General features: G+C 65.4%; 17 protein-coding genes. 7 read left to right on the top strand and 10 right to left on the bottom strand.

Annotation, left to right across the window (positions count from 1 at the left end):
- Positions 1–74: 74 nt before the first annotated feature.
- Both bamA and J7359_RS16505 read left to right on the top strand, forming a co-directional pair.
- Complete coding sequence (gene bamA / locus J7359_RS16500; RefSeq protein ID WP_247740485.1) at positions 75–2,342, top strand: outer membrane protein assembly factor BamA; 2,268 nt, start codon at positions 75–77, stop codon at positions 2,340–2,342.
- Positions 2,343–2,353: 11 nt separating this feature from the next.
- Positions 2,354–3,100: an OmpH family outer membrane protein gene (locus J7359_RS16505; protein ID WP_209058268.1), complete on the top strand. Its 747-nt coding sequence runs from the start codon at positions 2,354–2,356 to the stop codon at positions 3,098–3,100.
- Here the strand turns inward: J7359_RS16505 and J7359_RS16510 are convergent.
- Together J7359_RS16510 and J7359_RS16515 are read right to left on the bottom strand one after the other, a co-directional pair.
- The gene (locus J7359_RS16510) at positions 3,097–4,035 is read right to left on the bottom strand and encodes a nucleoside hydrolase (protein ID WP_209058272.1); all 939 of its coding nucleotides are present in this window, start codon (positions 4,033–4,035) and stop codon (positions 3,097–3,099) included. The two genes, J7359_RS16505 and J7359_RS16510, sit on opposite strands and share 4 nt — an antisense overlap.
- Positions 4,036–4,140: 105 nt before the next feature.
- Positions 4,141–5,190 carry a Glu/Leu/Phe/Val dehydrogenase family protein gene (locus J7359_RS16515; RefSeq protein ID WP_209058274.1) on the bottom strand — a complete coding sequence of 350 codons (1,050 nt, stop codon included), beginning with the start codon at positions 5,188–5,190 and terminating at the stop codon, positions 4,141–4,143.
- A 621-nt stretch (positions 5,191–5,811) separates the two neighbouring features.
- On the opposite strand from J7359_RS16515, the gene J7359_RS16520 reads away from it, so the two are divergent.
- On the top strand, positions 5,812–6,294 hold the full coding sequence (locus tag J7359_RS16520) for a GNAT family N-acetyltransferase (protein ID WP_247740475.1): 483 nt from the start codon (positions 5,812–5,814) through the stop codon (positions 6,292–6,294).
- A gap of 49 nt (positions 6,295–6,343) precedes the next feature.
- Here J7359_RS16520 and metK read toward each other — a convergent pair whose 3' ends face one another.
- The 8 genes from metK to J7359_RS16560 form a co-directional block, all read right to left on the bottom strand.
- Entirely contained in the window at positions 6,344–7,522 is a 1,179-nt protein-coding gene (metK, locus tag J7359_RS16525; RefSeq protein ID WP_209058276.1) for a methionine adenosyltransferase, read from the bottom strand.
- Positions 7,523–7,525: 3 nt separating this feature from the next.
- The gene (gene ahcY, locus J7359_RS16530) at positions 7,526–8,917 is read right to left on the bottom strand and encodes an adenosylhomocysteinase (RefSeq protein ID WP_209058277.1); all 1,392 of its coding nucleotides are present in this window, start codon (positions 8,915–8,917) and stop codon (positions 7,526–7,528) included.
- A gap of 262 nt (positions 8,918–9,179) precedes the next feature.
- On the bottom strand, positions 9,180–9,824 hold the full coding sequence (locus J7359_RS16535) for a TetR-like C-terminal domain-containing protein (RefSeq protein WP_209058278.1): 645 nt from the start codon (positions 9,822–9,824) through the stop codon (positions 9,180–9,182).
- Between the two features lie 415 nt (positions 9,825–10,239).
- Complete coding sequence (gene typA, locus J7359_RS16540) at positions 10,240–12,060, bottom strand: translational GTPase TypA (protein WP_209058285.1); 1,821 nt, start codon at positions 12,058–12,060, stop codon at positions 10,240–10,242.
- A gap of 111 nt (positions 12,061–12,171) precedes the next feature.
- Positions 12,172–13,095: a glutaminase gene (locus tag J7359_RS16545; RefSeq protein ID WP_209058286.1), complete on the bottom strand. Its 924-nt coding sequence runs from the start codon at positions 13,093–13,095 to the stop codon at positions 12,172–12,174.
- Positions 13,096–13,183: 88 nt separating this feature from the next.
- Complete coding sequence (locus J7359_RS16550) at positions 13,184–13,348, bottom strand: hypothetical protein (protein WP_209058338.1); 165 nt, start codon at positions 13,346–13,348, stop codon at positions 13,184–13,186.
- Positions 13,349–13,363: 15 nt separating this feature from the next.
- The gene (locus J7359_RS16555; protein ID WP_209058289.1) at positions 13,364–14,119 is read right to left on the bottom strand and encodes a TIM barrel protein; all 756 of its coding nucleotides are present in this window, start codon (positions 14,117–14,119) and stop codon (positions 13,364–13,366) included.
- Between the two features lie 8 nt (positions 14,120–14,127).
- Positions 14,128–14,676: a DUF1285 domain-containing protein gene (locus tag J7359_RS16560; protein ID WP_209058291.1), complete on the bottom strand. Its 549-nt coding sequence runs from the start codon at positions 14,674–14,676 to the stop codon at positions 14,128–14,130.
- A 64-nt stretch (positions 14,677–14,740) separates the two neighbouring features.
- Between J7359_RS16560 and J7359_RS16565 the strand changes: the two genes are divergently transcribed.
- The 4 genes from J7359_RS16565 to J7359_RS16580 are packed head-to-tail and all read left to right on the top strand — an operon-like array spanning position 14,741 to position 21,585.
- Positions 14,741–15,748, top strand: coding sequence for a MoxR family ATPase (locus tag J7359_RS16565; protein WP_209058293.1), 1,008 nt, complete (start codon positions 14,741–14,743; stop codon positions 15,746–15,748).
- Between the two features lie 7 nt (positions 15,749–15,755).
- A complete protein-coding gene (locus tag J7359_RS16570; RefSeq protein ID WP_247740477.1) occupies positions 15,756–16,640 on the top strand; it encodes a DUF58 domain-containing protein in 885 nt (294 codons plus the stop codon).
- Positions 16,640–19,390 carry a DUF4159 domain-containing protein gene (locus tag J7359_RS16575; protein ID WP_209058294.1) on the top strand — a complete coding sequence of 917 codons (2,751 nt, stop codon included), beginning with the start codon at positions 16,640–16,642 and terminating at the stop codon, positions 19,388–19,390. The genes J7359_RS16570 and J7359_RS16575 overlap by 1 nt, the downstream gene beginning before the upstream one ends.
- Positions 19,387–21,585, top strand: coding sequence for a hypothetical protein (locus tag J7359_RS16580; protein WP_247740478.1), 2,199 nt, complete (start codon positions 19,387–19,389; stop codon positions 21,583–21,585). Before J7359_RS16575 ends, J7359_RS16580 begins: the two co-directional genes overlap by 4 nt.
- The last annotated feature ends 36 nt before the right edge of the window (positions 21,586–21,621 follow it).

The raw sequence follows: 21,621 nt of genomic DNA on the forward strand, positions 1-21,621 counted from the left end.
CCCAAGGGCGCCGCAGGCTGGAACATGAAGGGGCGGCAATGACACGGAAACTGGGCAAGGGCGCGGTCGCTTTGATGGCGGCGCTGACGATTTCGGTGCCGGCGGGTCTGCTGACGGGGCAACCCGCGGCGGCCTATGTGTTCAACGATGTGCGGATCCAGGGGGCGCAGCGGATCGAACCCGCCACGATCCTGTCCTACGCCAATATCGCGCGCGGCCAGAATGTTTCGGCGGGCGAACTGAACGACGCCTTGCAGCGGCTGCAGGGGTCGGGCCTGTTCGAGACGGTCGAAATCACGCCCCAGGGCGGGGTTCTGGTGATCAATGTCGCCGAATACCCGACGATCAACCAGATCAGCTTCGAGGGTAATCGCCGGATCAAGGACGAGGAACTGTCCCAGATCGCGCAAAGCCAGCCGCGCCGGGTCTATCAGCCGAGCCGGGCGATCTCCGACGCGCGCAACATCGCCGAGGCCTATGCCACGCAGGGCCGTCTGGCTGCCCGCGTCGATCCCAAGATCATCCGCCGCAGCGACAATCGCGTCGATCTGGTCTTCGAGATCCGCGAAGGCGACGTGACCGAGATCGAGCGCATCAGCTTTACCGGCAACCGCGCGTTTTCCGACCGCCGTCTGCGGCAGGTGCTGGAAACGAAGCAGGCGGGCATCCTGCGGACCTTCATCCGGGCCGACACCTTCGCCCCCGAACGGATTCCGCTGGACGAACAGCTGCTGACCGATTTCTATCGTTCCCGCGGCTATGCTGATTTCAGGGTGCAGGCCGTCGCCCCCGAGATCGCGCGCGAACGCGACGCGTTCTATATCACCTTCAATATCCAGGAAGGTCCGCGCTATCGTTTTGGCAGCGTCAACACCGTGTCCGAGATCGCAAGCGTCGATGCCGGGCCGTTTGCGGCGCAGAATCGTGTCGATCGCGGCGATATCTATAATCCGGCCGCAATCGACAACACGATCCGGCGGATGGAGACGGTGGCGATCCAGCAGGGGCTGGACTTTGTCAGCATCGAGCCGCGCGTCACCCGCAACCCGTCGAACCAGACGCTGGACCTGACCTTCGCCCTGACCCGCGGACCGCGGATATTCGTCGAACGCATCGACATCGAGGGCAACACCACCACGCTCGACCAGGTGATCCGCCGTCAGTTCAACACGGTCGAGGGCGATCCCTTCAACCCCCGAGAGATCCGCAACGCGGCAGAGCGCATCCGCGCGCTGGGATATTTCGCGGACGCCCAGGTCGAAAGCCGTCAGGGCAGCAATCAGGAACAGGTCATCGTCGATGTGAACGTCGAGGAACAGCCGACCGGGTCGCTGTCCTTCGGTGCGTCCTATGGCGTGAATGCCGGCGTCGGGCTGAATGCCTCGCTGAACGAAAGCAACTTCCTTGGGCGCGGGCAGACGCTTGGCCTGACCATCTCGACCGCCGACGGCGATCGCGCCGGGGTGGTCAATTTTGCCGAACCCTATTTCCTGGGCCGCGATCTGAAATTCGGGTTCAGCGCGCGCTACAACGAAACCGAGAACCTCAATTCGGACTACGATACCCGCACGATCAGCATCCGCCCGTCGATCGAGTTTCCGATTTCGGCCAATGGCCGTCTGGAGTTGCGCTACAACATCTCGAAAGACAGGCTGTCGAATGTCGAGGATGAAAGCTCGATCATTCTTCAGGACGAGGAAGGCGAACGGACGACCTCGGCTTTGGGCTACAGCTATAACTGGGATACCCGTCTGACGGGGCTGGACCCGCTGACCAGCTACAAGCTGCGCTTTTCGCAGGACTTCGCGGGGCTTGGCGGAGACGTGAAGACCGTCACCACCACCGCGCTTGCCGGCGTCGAAAGCAACGCCTGGCGCGAGGAAGTGACGCTGCGGGCCGAGGTCGAGGCCGGGGCGCTGCATGCCTATGGCGACTATTCGACCTGGATTCTCGACCGTTTCCGGGGCGGCAACAAGATCCGCGGTTTCGAACCCAACGGCATCGGGCCGCGCGACCTGTCCGCCGCGAACCAGGACGGGTTGGGCGGCAACTATTTCTGGGCGGCGCGCGCCGAGGCGCAGTTCCCGCTTGGCCTGCCCGAGGAATACGGGATCACTGGCGGCCTGTTCGCCGATGTCGGGTCGGTCTGGGGGCTGGACAACACTGTGGGCAGCGACGGCACAGAAGTCGATGACGACATGTATGTGCGTGCGGCAGTCGGCGCGTCGATCTTCTGGACCACACCGATCGGTCCCTTGCGCTTCAATTTTTCCAAGGCGATCCGCAAGGAAGACTATGACGAGGATCAGAACTTCGACCTGACGATCTCGACCCGGTTCTGATGACGGATGCGATGGCCCGCATTGCGTCGCTTGGCCTGCTGCTGTTTCTGGCGGCAGTCTCGGGTGCGTCGGGTCAGCAATCTGACCCGGGAACCGCGGCGCCCGGCCTGACGCAGCCGGCATTGCCAGATCGGCCAGACGCAGCCCCCCCGTTCCGTGACGGGGCGGTGGGCGCTGATGCGATGCCCAATCGGACCATCACCTCGTCCGAGGACACGCCGCGCTATGTGATCGCGCCGGTCCTGACGGTCGATCAGGACAGGTTGTTCACGGATTCCGACTGGGGGCAGCGCACCCAGACGCAACTGGAAAACGCCGGGCAGCGTATCGCCGAGGAAAACGAGCGTCTTGCAGATCAGCTTGCCGATGAAGAGGCCGACCTGACGCGCCGCCGTGCGACCCTTGACCCGACCGAGTTCCGGCGTCTGGCCGAGGCCTTCGATGCCCGCGCGACGCGCGTGCGCAAGGAACGCGCGCAGGCGGTGCAGGATCTGAACGCCCGCGCCGAAGCGGACAGGACCGCGTTCTACAGGGCCGCCTTGCCGATCATGGGCGAAATGATGCAACAGCGCGGCGCCGTGGCCGTTCTGGATCGCCGCACAGTCTTCGTCTCGCTTGATTCCATCGACATCACCGGCGATCTGATCGTCCGGCTGGATGAGACGCTTGGCGATGGCGCCGATACGGAAGATGCGCTTGTGGCGCCGTCGGACGACGCCCCGGATGCGGCGCCCGATACCGACGGCGACGACAACTAGGGCAGGCGCGCCAGTCGCGTGGTCAGCAGATCGAACAGCGCGTCGCGGTTGACATGGCGCAGGAACAGCGCGTTTGCGGGCCTGCCACTGACGCGCCACCAGTCGGCAACCGTCATGCCGGTGGTAAAGCGTCCTTCGGTTTCGATTTCCACGTTGATGTCACGACCCTCGAACAGATCGGGCTGCAACAGCCACGCGATCGTGCAGGGATCGTGCAGCGGGGCACCCTGATTTCCGTATTTTTCCTTGTCGAACCGTTCGAAGAAATCGGTCCAGCTGGCGATGGCCGGGCCACAGCGTCCGGGCAGGGCGCGCATGGTCCGGACCCAGTCGCGGCTGGTCAGCGCCTCGTGGGTCGCGTCCAGTGGCAGGACCACCAACGGCGCCCCCGACGCAAACACCTCGGCCGCCGCTTCGGGATCGACATAGATGTTGAATTCGGCCGCTGGGGTGATGTTGCCGACCTCGAAATATGCGCCGCCCATCAGCACGATTCTGGCGACGCGGCCGATGATGTCGGGCGCGCGGCGAAACGCGGTGGCGATATTCGTCAGCGGCCCGATGGGCACCAGGGTGACGCTGCCAGAGGGCTGTGCGCGCAGCGTGTCGATGATGAAATCGACCGCATGCGTCGGCTGCAACGGCACCGATGGCGGTGGCAGTTCGACGCCGTCCAGGCCGGTCTTGCCGTGAACATGTTCGGCTGTCACCAGCTTGCGTGCCAGGGGCGCGTCGCATCCGGCGAAGACCGGAACATCCGTCCGCCCGGCCAGTTCGACGATCTTGCGCGCATTCAGTTCGGTCAGCGACAAGGGCACGTTTCCGGCGACCGCCGTGATCCCCATCACCTCGAATTCGGGACTGGCCAGGGCCAGTAGGATCGCCACGGCGTCGTCCTGTCCGGGATCGGTGTCGATGATGATCTTCTGGGTCACGCTGCTCTCCTGAAATCCGGAGGTCAGTTGTGAAACCTGTCGCGGAAACACGCAACCCCGTAGCTATGCCCGGTGGCGAAGCCGCTGGCCTGGTGGCACCCTTGATCAGGCGCTGACCGAGGCCTCGCGCAGCATGTTGTGGACCATCTGGTCTGCGACGTCGGTGGTGCTGCGGTCCTCGGTGTCGGCACGGTTCAGCATCTCTGCCACGCGACCGGCGATTCCGTCCAGACGTGCGCGCCGCCATGCATCGTCCCTGCCGTGGATCTCGCTGGCGACGCTGATGATGCCGCCGGCATTGACCACATAATCGGGCAGGTAGGTGATGTCCCGGGCACGCAGCGCATCCGCGATGTCATCGCTGGCCAGCTGGTTGTTGGCCGCCCCGCAGACCAGCCGTGCCGACAGCCTGGCGACGTTGGCGGGGTTCAGGATGCCGCCAAGCGCACAGGGTGCGAAGATGTCGAACTGCTGATCGAAGATCTCGTCGGGCTGGCAGATCCGGGCGTCCAGTTGCCGGCTTGCCGCGTCAAGCGCAGCCTCGTGAATGTCGGTCACGATCAGATCGGCGCCTGCCTCGTGCAGCTTTTCGGCCAGAGACATTCCGACATGCCCAAGCCCCTGAACCAGCACGCGACGGCCGATCAGCACGTCATCGCCAAAGACATGGGCCGCGCCGACACGCAGGCAGCGGAACACGCCTTCCGCGGTCCAGGGCGACGGGTCGCCCGACGCGCCGGACAGGCCGACGGCATAGGCCGTGTGTTCGGCGGCGTAGGCCATGTCCTGCGGCGAGATGCCGACATCCTCGGCGGTGAAGTAGCTGCCCTTCAACGTATCGACCGCCTGACCGAAGGCGTGCATCAGCGCAGGTGTCTTGTCCGTCCGGGCGTTGCCGATGATGACCGACTTGCCGCCGCCCAGGCCAAGGCCCGCCATCGCGTTCTTGAAGGTCATGCCGCGGGCAAGACGGGTGACATCGGCGATCGCCTCGGCGTCCGAGCCGTAATCCCACATCCGGCAGCCGCCCGCCGCGGGCCCCAGCACGGTCGAATGCACACAGATCAGTGCGTCCAGCCCCGCCTCCGTGTCGCGCGCGCGCACCAGGCGTTCGAACCCGTCGGGTGCGTCAAGATCCGTCAGTTCCAGTCCCATCTCGTGCTTCCTCCCTGCAGGACGGTCTGCCCATGTCGCCATGAAACACGGTCAGAAAGCCGCTCGCCGCAGGGTTTGCAAGCACAGGATCATTTGCGAAATCATTCGGTCCGGCGCGCAATTTGCGAAATCCGCAGGTCCACGGCCGCGCAATTAATCGTCGCGCACAAGGCTGGACCTACGCCAAATTCCCCCGTTGATTCGATTCGCCATGCCCGCGCCGCGAAGCATAGGCAATCTTGCCCCGGTGACGCGGCAGGCACGCCGCGATAGGGATGCGTCATTCGTTTTCGAGTGTTTCTCTCTGACGAAAACGGTCCCTGCCTTCTCCCCAGTTCTAAGGGCAGGGACCGATCCTATTTCATCAGTTTCGGCCCGCCGTTCAGGCGGGCTTTTTTCTTGCCTGCGACGACTGCCGCATAGGCAATGATGCGGATGGCGCGGGGTCCGGGCGCGTGGCAAAACCTTGTCCAAGGCAGTGTTCCCGCTGCCGATAATCAGACTTGAACTGACCTCGCAAGGCATTGTCTTGCGGGGTTCTTTTGTTTGTGCTGGCCTTCGACGCGCGGCTTGACCCCGGACCCGGATCCGGGTTTACAGATCGCCTGCCGGGGGAACCAGATGATGCAACAGACAGCTGACATCCGCATCGCGACCGAAAGCCCGCTCAGCACCGATCTGGCGCTGCTGTTTCAGCGACATGTCGAAGCGATGCACGCCGACACGCCGCCTGAATCGATCCACATGATGCCGCGCGAGGCATTGTTGTCACCTGCGATCGACTTCTTCGTGCTGCGCCGCGCGGGGGTTCCTGTCGCCATGGGGGCATTGAAGCGTTTCGGCGACGCGGACGGCGAACTGAAATCCATGCATGTCCTTGCGGAACAGCGCGGCCAAGGTCTGTCGCGGCGCATGCTGGACCATATGATCGAACATGCGCTTGCCGCAGGGCTGCGGCGTCTGTTCCTCGAGACCGGAGCGCAGGCAAGCTTTCGCGCGGCACGCGGGTTGTATGAACGGGCCGGGTTCACCGACTGCCCGCCCTTCGGTTCCTATCGCCCCGATCCGAACAGCGTCTTCATGCGACTGGATCTGATCGCGTGACCAGGCGGTGCCTGACCGCCGGGAAATCCCCGACGATCAGGCGTTCTGTTCAGGTCATCGCGGCTTTCAGCGCCTCGGCCTTGTCGGTCTTTTCCCAGCTGAAGGCGGTGGCGCCAGCCAGCGCATAAGGCTCTCGACCGAAATGGCCATAGCTGGCAGTCGGGCGATAGATCGGGTGCAGCAGGTCCAGATCGCGGATGATCGCAAAGGGGCGCAGGTCGAACACCTCGCGCACCGCCGCGACGATCTTCTCGTGCGGGACCGTTTCGGTCCCGAAGGTGTTGAGGCTGATCGAGGTGGGTTGCGCCTCGCCGATGGCATAGCTGACCTGAATTTCGCATCGGCTTGCCAGACCTGCCGCCACGATGTTCTTGGCGACCCACCGCCCGGCATAGGCGGCCGAGCGGTCCACCTTGCTGGGATCCTTGCCCGAAAACGCACCGCCGCCATGACGGGCCATGCCGCCATAGCTGTCGACGATGATCTTGCGCCCGGTCAGCCCGCAATCGCCCACCGGCCCGCCGATCACGAACTTGCCGGTCGGGTTGATGAAATACTTGGTCTCGGCCGACAGCCATTCGGCAGGCAGGACCGGCTTGATGATTTCCTCGATCACGGCTTCGCGCAGATCGGCCAGCGAGATTTCTGGATTGTGCTGCGTGGACAGAACCACCGCGTCGATCGCTTCGGGACGTCCATCGGCGCCATAGCGCAGGGTGACCTGCGACTTGGCGTCGGGACGCAGCCAGTCCAGCGTGCCATCACGGCGGACCTTCGACTGCCGTTCCACCAGCCGGTGTGCATAGGTGATGGGCGCAGGCATCAGAACGTCGGTCTCGTCGCTGGCATAGCCGAACATCAGGCCCTGATCGCCCGCGCCCTGTTCCTCCAGGTTTTCGCGGTCGACGCCCTGATTGATCTCTGGCGACTGCTTGCCGATGATGTTGATGACCGAACAGGTCGCGCCGTCGAATCCGACATCGGACGAGGTGTATCCGATGTCGTTGATGACGCCGCGCACGATCGATTCCAGATCGACCCAGGCATTGGTCGAGATCTCGCCCGAGATGATCGCGACACCGGTCTTGACCATGGTTTCGCAGGCGACGCGGGCGCGCGGATCCTCGGCCAGGATCGAATCAAGGATCGCATCGCTGATCTGGTCAGCGATCTTGTCGGGATGGCCCTCGGACACGGATTCCGAGGTGAACAGTGAATATTCGGTCATGGATCAATACCGGTAATGGTCGGACTTGAAGGGGCCTTCGGGCGTCACGCCGATATAGTCGGCCTGTTCGCGCGACAGTTGTGTCAGCCTGACCCCGATCTTGTCCAGATGCAGGCGGGCGACCTTTTCATCCAGCGCCTTCGGCAGGATATAGACGCCGGGCTGGTATTCATCGCCTTTGGTCCACAACTCGATCTGGGCCAGGACCTGATTGGTGAAGCTGGCCGACATCACGAAGGACGGGTGACCCGTCGCATTCCCCAGGTTCAGCAGGCGGCCCTGCGACAGCAGGATGATCCGATTGCCCGAGGGCATCTGGATCATGTCCACCTGATCCTTGACGTTGGTCCATTTGTGGTTCTTCAGCGCGGCGACCTGAATTTCATTGTCGAAATGGCCGATATTCCCGACGATCGCCATGTCCTTCATGGCGCGCATGTGTTCCAGCCGGATCACGTCCTTGTTGCCGGTGGTGGTGATGAAGATATCTGCGCTGTCGGCGACGTCTTCCAGCGTTACCACCTCGAATCCGTCCATCGCGGCCTGCAGGGCGCAGATCGGATCGACCTCGGTGACCTTGACGCGGGCACCGGCGCCGCTCAGGGACGCGGCACTGCCCTTGCCGACGTCGCCATAGCCGCAGACGACCGCCACCTTGCCGGCCATCATCACATCGGTGGCGCGGCGAATACCATCGACCAACGATTCCTTGCAGCCATACTTGTTGTCGAATTTCGACTTGGTGACGCTGTCGTTCACGTTGATCGCGGGGAAGGGCAGCAGCCCCTTGCGGTGCAGATCATAAAGGCGGTGAACGCCGGTGGTGGTTTCCTCGCTGACGCCCTTGATCGCGTCGCGCTGCGCGGTGAACCAGCCGGGGCTTGCGGCCAGCCGCTTGCGGATCTGCGCAAACAGCGCCTCTTCCTCTTCGCTGGTGGGCGTTGCGATCAGGTCGGTTTCACCCGCCTCGACCCGCGCACCCAGCAGGATATACAGCGTCGCGTCACCGCCATCGTCGAGGATCATGTTCGCGTGGCCATCCGCAAACTGGAAGATCTGGTCGGTATAGGACCAGTATTCCTCAAGCGTTTCGCCCTTGATCGCGAAAACGGGCACCCCGCTTGCGGCGATTGCGGCGGCGGCATGATCCTGGGTCGAATAGATGTTGCACGATGCCCAACGCACCTCGGCACCCAGCGCGGTCAACGTCTCGATCAGCACGGCGGTCTGCACGGTCATGTGCAGGCTGCCCGCGATGCGCGCCCCGGCAAGGGGTTTCGCCGCGCCGTATTCGGCGCGCAACGCCATCAGGCCGGGCATCTCGGTTTCTGCGATGTCCAGTTCCTTGCGGCCATACTGGGCAAGTTCGATGTCTCGGATGATGTAGTCGGTCACGGGATTCCGGCCTTTCGTCGGTCTGCGGTCAGGCCCGGTCATAGCGGAAGGCGCTGCGGACGAAAAGTCGGATCAGGCGGAGGGCAGTGGTTCAGGGAATGTTAAGGCTGCGGCAGAACCCCAGATCTGCCGCAGCCCGGAAAGAGGCGAAGTGCTGCCTCTTTCCAACCCGTTTCGCGGCAGTTCGGTCTTTTCCGTCGCGTGTCAGTCCGTACAAATGTTTGCAGTCGGTGTCAGGTGGCCGGTTCCCCTGGAGAATAGATCAGGGCGCCGTGCTGCGGCGCAGAGAGCCGCGCGCAAACCTGCGCACGAAATCCCGCATGGCAAGCTTTGCGGATTCAAGCGGCGGCATGTCCGGATACCATTCGCCCATCCGCTGATCGACGACCATCCGGGCAAGGCCATAGGCAAAGCTGCGCGACGACAGCACCATCAGCGCAATATTTTCGTCCTGAGGCAAATTTCCCGCTTCCTGTGCGCGCTCCAGCATCCGCGTCATCAATTCGGAAAGTGAATTCAGGTAGCGGCGCAGTTGCGGCGTGCCCAGAGTGTCAAGAAGCTGCTGATCAGACATCAGCCGGAAATGGACCGGATAGGTCTGGGCCCATTCCAGATACGCGTCGCCAAGCGCGCAGAATTGTGCGACGGCGTCGTCGGGGTCGACACGAACCACGGCCTTGGTGCAGTTGTCCATCAACCGGACAAGCGCCTGTTCGGCGGCTGCGATCAGCACGGCCTGCGGGTCGGGAAATATCTCTCTGATCTCATCAACCGGCCTGTCCAGCCTGGCTGCGATCTCATCCAGTTGTGGTCGTACCGCCTGATAATCCTGCAACAGATCCAGCGCGACGGCGATCGATCGACCGTGCAGTCCGCCGGTTTCGATTGCGGGGCGTCGCCTTACCATCGCCGCAACCGGTTCTGCGATGTGTTGAATGTCGGATTTGGACGGAATGCCCATAGACATGCGATGTCCTTTCCTGCTGGTCCGGGGTGCCGCGTCATGGATCTGGCGATTGCCGGACCTGGCGCGCGCACCAGCGGTCGGACGGAGTTTGGTTCGGAGATATATCCGGCGCCATTACGCTGGAAAAATACCGCTATGTCCGCGACGACATTGGAAAATGTCGTTGCAGGCAAATCGTGGCGGGATCTGCCAGTCTGTCGGGCCATTGCGATGCGTCTCCGACCTCTAAGACGATCAGTCTAGCACAGCATTGTGAAGAAGCGAACCAAGACAAATCGTCAGGTTCGCCTCGAATTCAGCCGAATTGCGTCAATTTTTCTTTTGTTTCTGGAAGGCGATTCGGCCTGGCCGGTCGTCAGCCTTCCGCGCGCGACTGCCGCTTGCGTTCATGCGGATCCAGATACCGCTTGCGCAGCCGGATGTTCTTCGGCGTGACCTCGACCAATTCATCGTCGTTGATATAGGCGATCGCCTCTTCCAGCGACAGGCGGACCGGGGGCGTCAGGCGGACGGCCTCGTCCGTGCCCGAGGCGCGGACGTTGGTCAGCTGCTTGCCCTTAAGCGGGTTCACTTCCAAGTCGTTGTCGCGGCTGTGTTCACCGATGATCATGCCTTGGTACAGTTCCTCCTGCGCGCCGATGAAAAACTTGCCGCGATCTTCCAGCTTCCACAGCGCATAGGACACCGAAACGCCGTTTTCCATGCTGATCAGCACGCCCTGGCGGCGTCCCTGGATCGAGCCCTTGTGCGGGGCCCAACTGTGGAAGATGCGGTTCAGGACGCCATTGCCGCGCGTGTCGGTCATGAATTCGCCCTGATAACCGATCAGACCGCGCGAGGGCACATGGGCCACGATTCGGGTCTTGCCGACACCTGCCGGACGCATCTCGACCAGGTCGCCGCGGCGTTCGCCGGTCAGCTTTTCGATGACGACGCCGGTATATTCGTCATCGACATCGATGATGGCTTCCTCGATCGGCTCAAGGCGGACGCCGTCCTCTTCGCGGAAGATGACGCGCGGACGGCTGATGGACAGCTCGAAGCCTTCGCGGCGCATGTTCTCGATCAGGACGCCCATCTGCAGTTCGCCACGACCCGAGACGACGAAGGCATCACCACCGGGCGTGTCTTCGACCTTGATCGCGACATTGACCTCGGCTTCCTTCATCAGCCGTTCACGAATGACGCGTGACTGGACCTTCTTGCCTTCCCTGCCGGCAAGGGGGCTGTCGTTGATGCCGAAGGTGACGCTGATGGTCGGGGGATCGATCGGCTGCGAGGGCAGGGCGGTTTCCACCTCGGGGGCGCACAGCGTGTCGGCGACGGTCGCCTTGGCCATGCCTGCGATGGTGACGATGTCGCCGGCCTCGGCCAGGTCGATGGGGGTCTGGGTCAGGCCGCGGAAAGCCAGGATCTTGTTGATGCGGAACTGCTCGATACGCTCGCCGTCGCGCGACAGCGCCTTCAGCGTGTCACCGGCGCGGGCGGTGCCGGCCTCGACGCGGCCGGTCAGCAGGCGGCCCAGGAAGTTGTCGGCGCCAAGCGTGGTCGCCAGCATCTGGAAGGGCTCGTCAGCGCGGCTGATCTGCTTGGGGGGATCGACATGCTTCAGGATCAGGTCGAACAGCGCCGACATGTCCTTGCGCTCGCCGTCCAGCGTCTCGTCGGCCCAGCCACCGATGCCCGAGGCATAGACATGCGGAAAATCCAGCTGGTCGTCAGTCGCACCAAGATTGGCGAAAAGGTCGAAAACATCGTTCAGCGCGTGGTCAGGTTCGGCGGCGGGCTTGTCCACCTTGTTCAGCACAACGATGGGACGCAGCCCCAGCGCCAGCGCCTTCGAAGTCACGAACTTGGTCTGCGGCATCGGGCCTTCGGCGGCATCGACCAGCAGGCAGACGCCATCGACCATCGACAGGATGCGTTCGACCTCGCCGCCGAAATCGGCGTGGCCGGGCGTGTCGACGATGTTGATGCGCGTGCCCTTCCATTCGACCGAGGTCGCCTTGGCAAGAATGGTGATGCCGCGTTCCCGTTCGATGTCGTTGCTGTCCATCGCGCGTTCGGCCACGGCCTGATTTTCGCGGAAGGAACCGGACTGCTTCAGCAGCTGGTCCACAAGCGTCGTCTTGCCGTGGTCGACATGGGCGATGATGGCGATGTTGCGGATATCCATGGAAGCCTTCCGTTCAAGTCGCGGCTGCCCTAGCGAAACGCGGGCCAAAAGGCCAGACGCAATCGCGTAGGTCACTGCGTCATCGGGTGATACCGGCGCGCGATCCGGGGCTCAGCGTCCGCCGAAAACCGACCAGCCCATGTGCTGGGCAAGCTTTTCCGCCGCCAGGGTCGCCATCTTCGAGTTGCCATAGGCATTCAAGCCAGGTGACCAGATCGCGACCGAGGCCTGGCCTGGCGCGATCAGCAGGATGCCGCCGCCAACGCCCGACTTGCCAGGCAGGCCGACACGGAACGCGAAATCGCCGGAGCCGTCGTAATGCCCGCACAGCATCATCAGCGCGTTCAATCGCCGCGCCTTCGCGGGCGAGATGATCGATGGTGCGCCGGGCAGCCCGGCGATGGCGCGTCCTGCGCGGGCCAGTTGCACGCATGTCATCTCGATGGCGCATTGGTGGATATAGGTCCCAAGCGCCAATTCGGGCGGATTCTTGAGATTGCCAAACGATTTGAGGTAATTGGCCAAGACTGCGTTGCGCCATCCGGTTTCCGTCTCGGATCGCGCCACTGTCTTGTCGATATGGATGTCGTCGTCGTCGGCTGCGGCGCGAACGAAGTTCACGATCTCGGACAAGGTGTCCTTGGGGCTGCGCCCGGTCAGAAGCTCGTCGGTGGTGACGATTGCGCCCGCATTGATGAAGGGATTGCGGGGACGGCCCTGTTCGCGTTCCAGCAGCAGAATGGAATCGAATCGCGCGCCGGACGATTCCCGTCCGACGCGCGTCCAGATCTGTTCGCCGATGCGTCCCAGAACGCAGGCCAGCGAAAACACCTTTGAAATCGACTGGATCGAGAAGCGCCGTTCCGCGTCGCCCGCGGTGACGATCGTGCCGTCCGCAAGTGCCACGGCGATGCCGAACTGCGCCGGATCGATTCGGGCAAGTTCGGGAATATAGTCCGCAGGCTTGCCCCAATCGCCCTCTGCACGAATCTCGCCATCGAGGCGTGTCAGAAATTCTTCAAGGTCTGTGTTCATCCGCCCGAGCCCGCCACCGTTTCGCGGGCATCTGGCTAGACTGATTTCATCGTCAAGTCACGCGGCAACGCACCGCCGACACAAACGGTCAGCGCAGTCCGAGGAACGACAGGATGAACAGCACGATGACGATCAGGCCGACGATATAGATGATGGAATTCATGTGGTATTCTCCTTGTTGGTAACATCCGACCGCAAGGGCCAAATTTGCTGACTTGTTAACGATTGGCCCCGCCTTGGGTTCCCGCTGCATGCCAAGGTTGGGGCTTCAATCCCGCGGCAGCCATGCCAGACCGTGTTCGGTATGCCGGGTTGGATTGTACTCTGCGCTGACCCAGCCGCGATAGCCCGACTGGTCCAGCGCCGCGAAGAACGCCGGATAGTCGATCTGTCCGTCCTGCGGCTCGTGCCGGCCGGGATAGCCTGCAATCTGCACATGCCGGGCATGTGAAGCCACCCGTTGCCAGGTGCCGATCACGTCGCCGGTGATGATCTGCGCGTGATAGGCATCGAACTGCAGGCCCAGATTGGCGGCGCCGACCTCGGCGATGATCCGGGAGGCAAGGTCGAAATCCGACAGGTAATAGCCGGGCATGTCGGTTCTGTTGATCGGTTCGATTGTTAGGCTGGCATGGGGCGCGCGCTTGGTGGCCCAACGCAGGTTCTCAAGGAATGTCGCGTGTGCCTTTTGTCCCTCGGCGACGCCTGCCATGACATGGATGTGCCGCGCCCTGAGAGCCTGGGCAAAGCGCAGCGCCCGGTCGAAATCGTGACGGAACCGGTCCTCGCGTCCGGGTTCGGCGGCAAAGCCCCGCGGGCCGCCCGCCCAGTTCGGCGGCGGCGTGTTGATCAGCACGATCTCAAGCCCCGCCGAGATCGCGGCGCGCGACAGATCGCGTGCCGGGATGTCATATGGAAACAGGATCTCGGCGCCCTGGAACCCGGCGTCGGCGGCCGCCGCAAAGCGATCCTGCATCGGCAGTTCCGTGAACAGCATCGTCAGGTTGGCGGCAAAGCGCGGCATCTTGGCTGTCAGACCTCCAGCGGAAAGAACTGGCCTTCGGACCGCACGCCCGCGCGTCCCCCGGCGTCGTCCTCGGCGGCCGCGGCCAGCCGATAGAACGTCTTGCGGTCGATCAGCGCCTCGAGGCCCGCGCGCACATGCACATAGGGGCGCGGCTCGGCACTGTCGCCGCGAATGATGATCGGATGTTCCGCGTCGGCCAGAACCTCATCGCCGACATTGGTCGTGAAGATGATCCGGTCGGGACCGATCTCGGCGTCGACGGCGACAAAGGGCGCGTCCTCGACCTGAATACCCACCTTCTCGACCGGGGTGACAAGGAAATACCGTCCGTCCTCGCGCTTGAGGATGGTCGAGAACAGCCGCACCATTGCCGGCCGTCCGATCGGCGTGCCCTGATAGAACCATGTCCCGTCGGCGCGGATCTGCATGTCCAGATCGCCGCAGAACGGCGGGTTCCACAGATGCACCGGCGGAAGCCCGCCATCGTTCGCAGCCTTGCTGGCGGCTTCGGCGATACCTTCGGCACTCACGTTATTGTCACTGTGATCGGCCATTCGATATGGTCGCTCCGTCCTGACTTCCCTATGCTCGGGTCTAAAGCAGCGGAAGGGCATTGTCATGGCTTCGGATGAAATTCTGGTGCAGCAGGTCGAGGCGCTGGCCGAACGGCTGACCGACGCACGCGTCAGCGTCGAGAGGCGCTTTGTCGGGCAGCATGCGGTCGTCGAACAGGTGCTGGCGTCGATCCTCTCCGGGGGGCACGCGCTGCTGGTCGGCCAGCCCGGTCTGGGCAAGACGCTGCTGGTCGATGTGCTGGCCACCGTGATGGGGCTTCACAGCCAGCGCATCCAGTTCACGCCCGACCTGATGCCCGCCGATATCCTTGGCTCGGAGGTGCTGGACGTGCTGCCCGACGGCAGCCGCGCCTTTCGCTTCATCGAGGGGCCGGTCTTCACCCAGCTACTGATGGCGGACGAGATCAACCGCGCCTCGCCCCGCACCCAGTCCGCGCTGCTGCAGGCGATGCAGGAACGCGAGGTCACGGTCAGCGGGCAGCACCGCCCCCTGGGACGCCCGTTCCACGTGCTGGCAACGCAGAACCCGATCGAGCAGGAAGGCACCTATCCGCTGCCCGAAGCGCAGCTGGACCGGTTCCTGCTGCAGATCGACGTGGACTATCCCGACCGCGATACCGAACGCGACATCCTGCTGGCCACGACCGGGATCGAGGAAGGCGCCGCCCACGCGGCCTTCGACCCCGAGGGATTGATCGCGGCGCAACGCCTGATCCGGCAGATGCCGGTCGGGGATGCGGTGGTCGAATCTATTCTTGATCTGGTGCGCGCCTTCCGGCCCGGCGCCGATGAGGCGGCGTCCTTCGTTGCCGATACGCTGGTCTGGGGGCCGGGCCCGCGCGCGGCGCAGGCGCTGATGCTGGTCACCCGTGCGCGCGCGGTGCTGAACGGCCGCTTTGCGCCGACGCTGGAGGATGTCGAGGCGATGGCCGCGCCGGTGCTGCGGCATCGCATGGCCTTGTCCTTTGCCGCCCGGGCGCGGGGCGAGACGGTCGATGACGTGATCGGCCGGGTGTCGGCCGACCGCTTTGGCAGCCAGCAGGCGGCATGAGGCGATCTTGACGCCCAATCCCGCCGCACTCAGTCCCGCCGAACTTCGCGCCCGCGCAGACGCGGCCAGCGCCCATCTGCCCGGCCTGATCCTGTCGGCCGAACGGCTGGCGGCGATGGTCGCGCCCGGCGCGCACGGGCTGCGCCGGGCCGGACCGGGCGAGGATTTCTGGCAGTACCGTCCCGCGCATCCCGGCGATACCGCGCGCAGCATCGACTGGCGCCGCTCGGCCCGGTCCGACGCGCAGTTCGTCCGCGACCGCGAGGCGCAGACCGCGCAATCGATCGGACTGTGGGTCTCGGCCGGGCAGGGCATGGGATATGGCGGCGGCGCAGACAGGCCGACCAAGGGGCATCGGGCGCAGGTGCTGGCGCTGGCGCTGGCGATGGTCTTGCTGCGGGGCGGTGAAAAGGTTGGCTTGCTGGGCCAGCCGGCACGGGCGGGCCGCGTGCAGGCCGATCGCATCGCCGAGGCCTTCGCGATGGCGGCGACGGCTGCCGATGACAGCGATGCGCCCACCCCCGATCTGCTGCGCCCAAACCGGCGGCTGGTGATCCTGTCGGATTTCCTGACCGATCCCGCATGGGTTCAGGCCCTGCTGGCGCGGGCGGGGGCGTTGGGTGTGCGCGGCGTCCTGATGCAGGTGCTGGACCCGGACGAAGAGAATTTTCCCTATTCCGGCGCGGTCGTATTCCGGTCGCTCTCGGGCCGTGTGCGTCATGACAGCCGCGACGCGGCCGGGCTGCGCCAGGCCTATCTGACGCGGCTTGCGGAACGCCGCGACTGGCTGCGTGCGCAGGCCGACGGCGCGGGCTGGCATTTCGGCCATCACAGCACCGATCACGCCCCGGCGGTCGCGCTTGGCTGGCTGTACCGGGTTCTGGGGGGCTGATGCTGGTTCTGGGTCCCCTTGGTTTCGCGGCCCCCTGGGTGCTGACCGCTTTGATCGCGCTGCCGGTCCTGTGGCTGATCCTGCGGGCGATGCCGCCGTCGCCGCGTCGTGTGGCGTTTCCCGGCGTCGCGCTGCTGCTGGGTCTGGCCGACAAGCGACCCGAGGCACGGCGCACGCCGTGGTGGTTGCTGCTGCTGCGTCTGTTGGCAATCGCGGCGCTGATCCTGGCCTTTGCGGGGCCGGTCTGGAAGCCGGTCGTGCAGGGACCGGCCAGCGGGCCGCTGCTGGTTGTGATGGACGCGGGCTGGTCGGCCGCGCCCGACTGGGCCGCCCGCCAGACCCGCGTGGAACGCGCCCTGACCGAGGCTGCGGCGCAGGGTCGTCCAGCCGCGCTGCTGCTGGCCGACGGTCAGGCCGATCCCGGCCCGCTGCGCTTTGCCCCGGCAGATACGCTGCTGGCCGGGCTTCGCGCTGCGCAGCCGGTGTCGTGGCCGACCACGCTGCCCGAAGACCCGCAGGCCGCGCTGGCCGAGATTCCCGAAGGCCGCCTGTCGACCCTGTGGCTGGCGGACGGGCTAGACCATCCGAACCGGGTGGACTGGCTGTCGGCGTTGTCCGCGCGCGGGGCGGTCACGGTCGTGCCACCGCAGCGCGCGCTTCGGGTGCTGAGCCTGCATGACGGTGACACGCCGTCATTGACGCTGACGGCGACCGACGATGGCGCGCCGGGCATTCTGGCCATCGGACCCGATCCGCAGGGGATCGAACGCGAACTGGCGCGGCTGGCGCCCGGCGAGGGCGTTTCCGACGGCGGCATCCTGACCCGTCCGGTCGCCATCGACCTGCCGCCCGAACTGCGCAACCGCGTCACCCGCTTCCAGATCGAGGGCGAGACCCATGCAGGCGCCGTCGTGCTGGCCGATGATCGGGTCAAGCGTCGCAAGGTCGGGCTGGTCGGTGACGCCGACCGGCAGGCCGAAGGGCAACAGCTTCTGTCGCAGCTGTATTATCTGCGCCGGGCGCTGGCGCCGACGACCGACCTTGTCGAAGGGGGCTTGGGCGATGTCCTGAGCGCGGCCCCAGATGTCATCATCGTCGCCGATCAGGTCGAGATGGCCGAGGTAGGCGAGTTGGCCGAATGGGTGAATGAGGGCGGTCTGCTGATCCGGTTCGCGGGGCCGCGCATGGCTGCGTTCGACCGGCTGATCGACGAGCCGCTGCTGCCGGTAATGCTGCGGCAGGGCGGGCGCGACATCGGCGGCGCGCTGAGTTGGGGCGATCCGCGTGGGCTGGCGCCCTTTGCCGGCGACGGCGTCTTCGCGGGGCTGCGCGCGCCCGACGATGTCGCGGTCCGCGCGCAATTGATGGCACAACCCGCGCCCGACCTGACCGACAGGACGATCGCCGCCTTGTCCGACAATACGCCTCTGGTTACGCGCGACCGGCTGGGGCAGGGGCAGGTGGTGCTGTTCCACGTCACCGCCAATGCCGAATGGTCCAGCCTGCCGCTGTCCGGCCTGTTCGTCGAGATGCTGGACAGGCTGATCGCGACGGCGCGCGTCTCGCCCGCCGACGAAGCCGCCGACGACCGCGATCAACCCTTCTGGACTCCTGAAATGGTGCTGGACGGTTTTGGGAATGCCGCGCCCGCGGAAGGGCTGGCCCCGGTGCCGGCGACCGATCTTGCGCAGGGGCCGGGCGTCGGTCGGCCTGCGGGCATCTATGCCGCCGGCGACCGGCGCGTCGCGTTGAACGCGGCCGGGCCGCTTGCCCTGGCCACATGGCCCGGCGCCACCGTTGAAAGCGCGGCGCAGACGGCGGGCCGCGATCTGAAGGGTCTGCTGATCGCCGCCGCCGCGCTGATCCTTGCGCTGGATGCGCTGGGATCGGCGGCCCTGGCGCGGGGCGGGCGCGTCGCTGCGATGTTGCTGGTGGCGATCTTCGGCATGACCGGCACGCGGGCGGATGCCCAGGACCTGAACGCCGAACTGATGCGCGCCGCCGACGAGGTCGCGCTGGCCTATGTCGAGACGGGCGACGACGAGGTGGACCAGACCTCTTACGAGGGGTTGCGCGGCCTGTCCCTGTCGCTGCGCCAGCGCACATCGGTCGAACCCGGCGAACCGGTGGCGATCGATCTGGACCGCGACGAACTGTCTGTGCTGACCTTTCTCTACTGGCCGGTTACTGCCGACCAGTCGCCGCCTTCGCCGCAGGCCTATCTGCGTCTGAACCATTTCCTGCGTTCCGGCGGCATGATCCTGTTCGACACCCGCGACGGCGACGTGGCGGGCGTCGGCGGACCCGACATGTCCGAGGCGCTGCGCAGCCTTGCCGCGCCGCTGGAGATCCCGCCCCTGGCGCCGGTGCCTGAAGATCACGTCCTGACACGCAGCTTCTATCTGCTGGGGGATTTCCCCGGCCGCTGGAAGGGCAACCCTGTCTGGGTCGAGGCCCCGCCCGCCGGTGCCGAGGCCGCCGAGGGTGTGCCGTTCCGGCAGCTGAACGATGGGGTCAGCCCGGTTGTGATCGGCGCAAACAGTTGGGCCGAGGCCTGGGCCGTCGATGACGACGGTTTTCCGACATTTCCGATCGGTCGGGGATGGGAGGGCGAACAGCAGCGCGAGATGGCCTATCGCTTTGGCATCAACCTGATGATGTATGTGCTGACCGGTAACTACAAATCCGATCAGGTCCATGTGCCGGCATTGCTGGACCGCCTGCGCGTGGAAGAGGAGCTTGGCCCATGATAGGCGATGCGACCGCGCTGCGTTTCGACCCGATCCTGCCATGGTGGGTGGTCGCCGCCTTGGCGGGCCTTGCGCTGCTGGTCGCGGGGTTTGCGTTGTGGCGCGGCTTGCGGGGATGGGCATGGCGCGGGTTGGCCGGGCTGGCCGCGGCGCTGGCGCTGGCCGGACCCGCGCTGGAAATCGGCAGCCGTGCGGGCCTGAGCGACATCGTGATCCTTGTGGACGACCGCTCGGCCAGCCAGGGTCTGCCGGAACGCGGCGACCAGACGGATGCCGCCATCGACGGGCTGTCCCGGCAAATCGCCGCGCTGCCCGATACGGAATTGCGGCGTGTGACCGTCGGCGATGATCCCGACGGCACGCTGCTGGGGACCGCCATCACCCGCGCCGTCGCGGCGGAACCCGACGCGCGGCTGGCCGGGGTGATCGCCGTCACCGACGGCCAGATCCATGATCCGGCCATTCTGCCCCAGAACATGCCCGCGCCGTTTCATGTCCTGCTGACCGGACGCGAGCAGGACTGGGATCGCCGTCTGGTGATCGAGGAAGCCCCGGCCTTCGGTCTGATCGATCAGGAAGTGTCCATCCGCCTGCGGATCGAGGATCAGGGCAATGTCCCGGCAGGCATGCAGGGCCGGTCGGCCAATCTGCGCATCAGCGTCGATGGCGAGGAGGAACAGTCTTTCGCCGTGCCGGTCGGCCAGTCCCTGACCCTGCCGCTGACGCTGACCCATGCCGGGCAGAATGTCGTTCAGATCGGATTCGATGCGCCCGACCCGGCGCAAGGCGATGCCGAGTTGACCGACCGCAACAACAGCGCCGCCATCAGCATCAACGGCGTGCGCGACCGGCTGCGCGTGCTGCTGGTGTCCGGAGAGCCGCATGCCGGCGAACGCACCTGGCGCAATCTGCTGAAATCCGATGCGGCGGTCGATCTGATCCACTTCACCATCCTGCGCCCGCCGGACAAGTCCGACGGCGTGCCGGTGAACGAATTGTCGTTGATCGCCTTTCCGACGCGCGAGTTGTTCCTGCAGCGGATCGACGATTTCGATCTGATCATCTTCGACCGTTACCGCGTCCGCGGCATCCTGCCGCCGGATTATTTCCAGAACATCACCCGCTATGTCCGCGACGGCGGCGCGATTTTGGTTGCCGCCGGTCCCGAAATGGCCAGCGTCGAAAGCCTGAACCTGTCGCCTCTGGGTTCGGTCCTGCCGGCGCGTCCCACGGGACGGATCATCGACCAGCCCTTCACGCCCGAACTGACCGAGGACGGTCGTCGTCATCCCGTCACCGCCGGTCTGCCGGGCGCGCCCGACGGCGATGCCGGCAGCGCGGGTGACGGGGGCGATGGCTGGGGACGCTGGCTGCGCATGGCCGAGGTCGAACCTGACCCGCAGGCACAGGTCGCCATGACGGGGGCCGAGGACAAGCCGCTTCTGATCCTCAGGCGCGAGGGCGAAGGGCGCGTGGCGATGCTGACCTCGGATCAGGTTTGGCTGTGGGGCCGGGGATTCGAGGGCGGCGGGCCGCAGCTGGAAATGCTGCGCCGCATCGCGCACTGGTCGATGAAGGAGCCCGAGCTTGAGGAAGAGGCGCTGCTGGCCGATGTCTCGGGCGGGATGGATGTCCGCTTTACCCGGCGCACCATGCAGGACAGCGCCGGGCCGCTGACCATCACCCGCCCCGACGGAGAGACCGAGGAACTGCCCCTGGCCGAAGCCGGTCCCGGCCGGTTTGTCGCCGATTGGACCGCGCCCCAGCCGGGGCTGTATCGCCTGCAGGACGGCGACTTGCGCCGGGTGCTTGCCCTGGGTCCGGCGGCGCCGCGCGAATTCGAACAGACGGTCGCCAGTGCCGATACGCTGTCGCCGCTGGTCCAGAAGACCGATGGCGGCGTGGCTCGTCTGTCCGACGGCGTCCCCGACCTGCGCACCGTGGCATCCGGCCGCAGCGCGCATGGTCGTGGCGTGGCGCGCGACTGGATCGCGATCACCCCGCGAGAGGCGGCGACGGTCACCGGGCTGCAACGGCGGCCCGTCCTGCCGGGCTGGGCCTGGCTGTTGCTGATCGCGGGGCTGATCCTTGCGGGATGGCTGTCCGAGGGGCGCGCGGGGCGCGGCAGCCCGGGCGGCGGATCGGGCGGCGGCGGCCTGCCGAACGATGCCGCAGGCGCGGGCGGGCGCGGCTGAGAAGCTTGCCAAGCCGTGGCCGCGTTGCTAACCCGA

Source organism: Paracoccus sp. R12_2, assembly GCF_017744015.1.
Taxonomy (GTDB): Bacteria; Pseudomonadota; Alphaproteobacteria; order Rhodobacterales; family Rhodobacteraceae; genus Paracoccus.

Excerpts from the sequence above, each read along its gene's own strand:
- J7359_RS16565 (WP_209058293.1), top strand. The coding sequence starts at position 14,741 with ATGGCTTCGGATGAAATTCTGGTGCAGCAGGTCGAGGCGCTGGCCGAA.
- J7359_RS16545 (WP_209058286.1), bottom strand. The coding sequence starts at position 13,095 with ATGAACACAGACCTTGAAGAATTTCTGACACGCCTCGATGGCGAGATT.
- J7359_RS16560 (WP_209058291.1), bottom strand. The coding sequence starts at position 14,676 with ATGGCCGATCACAGTGACAATAACGTGAGTGCCGAAGGTATCGCCGAA.
- metK (WP_209058276.1), bottom strand. The coding sequence starts at position 7,522 with ATGACCGAATATTCACTGTTCACCTCGGAATCCGTGTCCGAGGGCCAT.
- J7359_RS16515 (WP_209058274.1), bottom strand. The coding sequence starts at position 5,190 with ATGGGACTGGAACTGACGGATCTTGACGCACCCGACGGGTTCGAACGC.
- J7359_RS16520 (WP_247740475.1), top strand. The coding sequence starts at position 5,812 with ATGATGCAACAGACAGCTGACATCCGCATCGCGACCGAAAGCCCGCTC.
- J7359_RS16575 (WP_209058294.1), top strand. The coding sequence starts at position 16,640 with ATGCTGGTTCTGGGTCCCCTTGGTTTCGCGGCCCCCTGGGTGCTGACC.
- J7359_RS16555 (WP_209058289.1), bottom strand. The coding sequence starts at position 14,119 with ATGCCGCGCTTTGCCGCCAACCTGACGATGCTGTTCACGGAACTGCCG.
- J7359_RS16550 (WP_209058338.1), bottom strand. The coding sequence starts at position 13,348 with ATGCAGCGGGAACCCAAGGCGGGGCCAATCGTTAACAAGTCAGCAAAT.
- typA (WP_209058285.1), bottom strand. The coding sequence starts at position 12,060 with ATGGATATCCGCAACATCGCCATCATCGCCCATGTCGACCACGGCAAG.
- J7359_RS16580 (WP_247740478.1), top strand. The coding sequence starts at position 19,387 with ATGATAGGCGATGCGACCGCGCTGCGTTTCGACCCGATCCTGCCATGG.
- J7359_RS16535 (WP_209058278.1), bottom strand. The coding sequence starts at position 9,824 with ATGGTAAGGCGACGCCCCGCAATCGAAACCGGCGGACTGCACGGTCGA.
- bamA (WP_247740485.1), top strand. The coding sequence starts at position 75 with ATGGCGGCGCTGACGATTTCGGTGCCGGCGGGTCTGCTGACGGGGCAA.
- J7359_RS16505 (WP_209058268.1), top strand. The coding sequence starts at position 2,354 with ATGGCCCGCATTGCGTCGCTTGGCCTGCTGCTGTTTCTGGCGGCAGTC.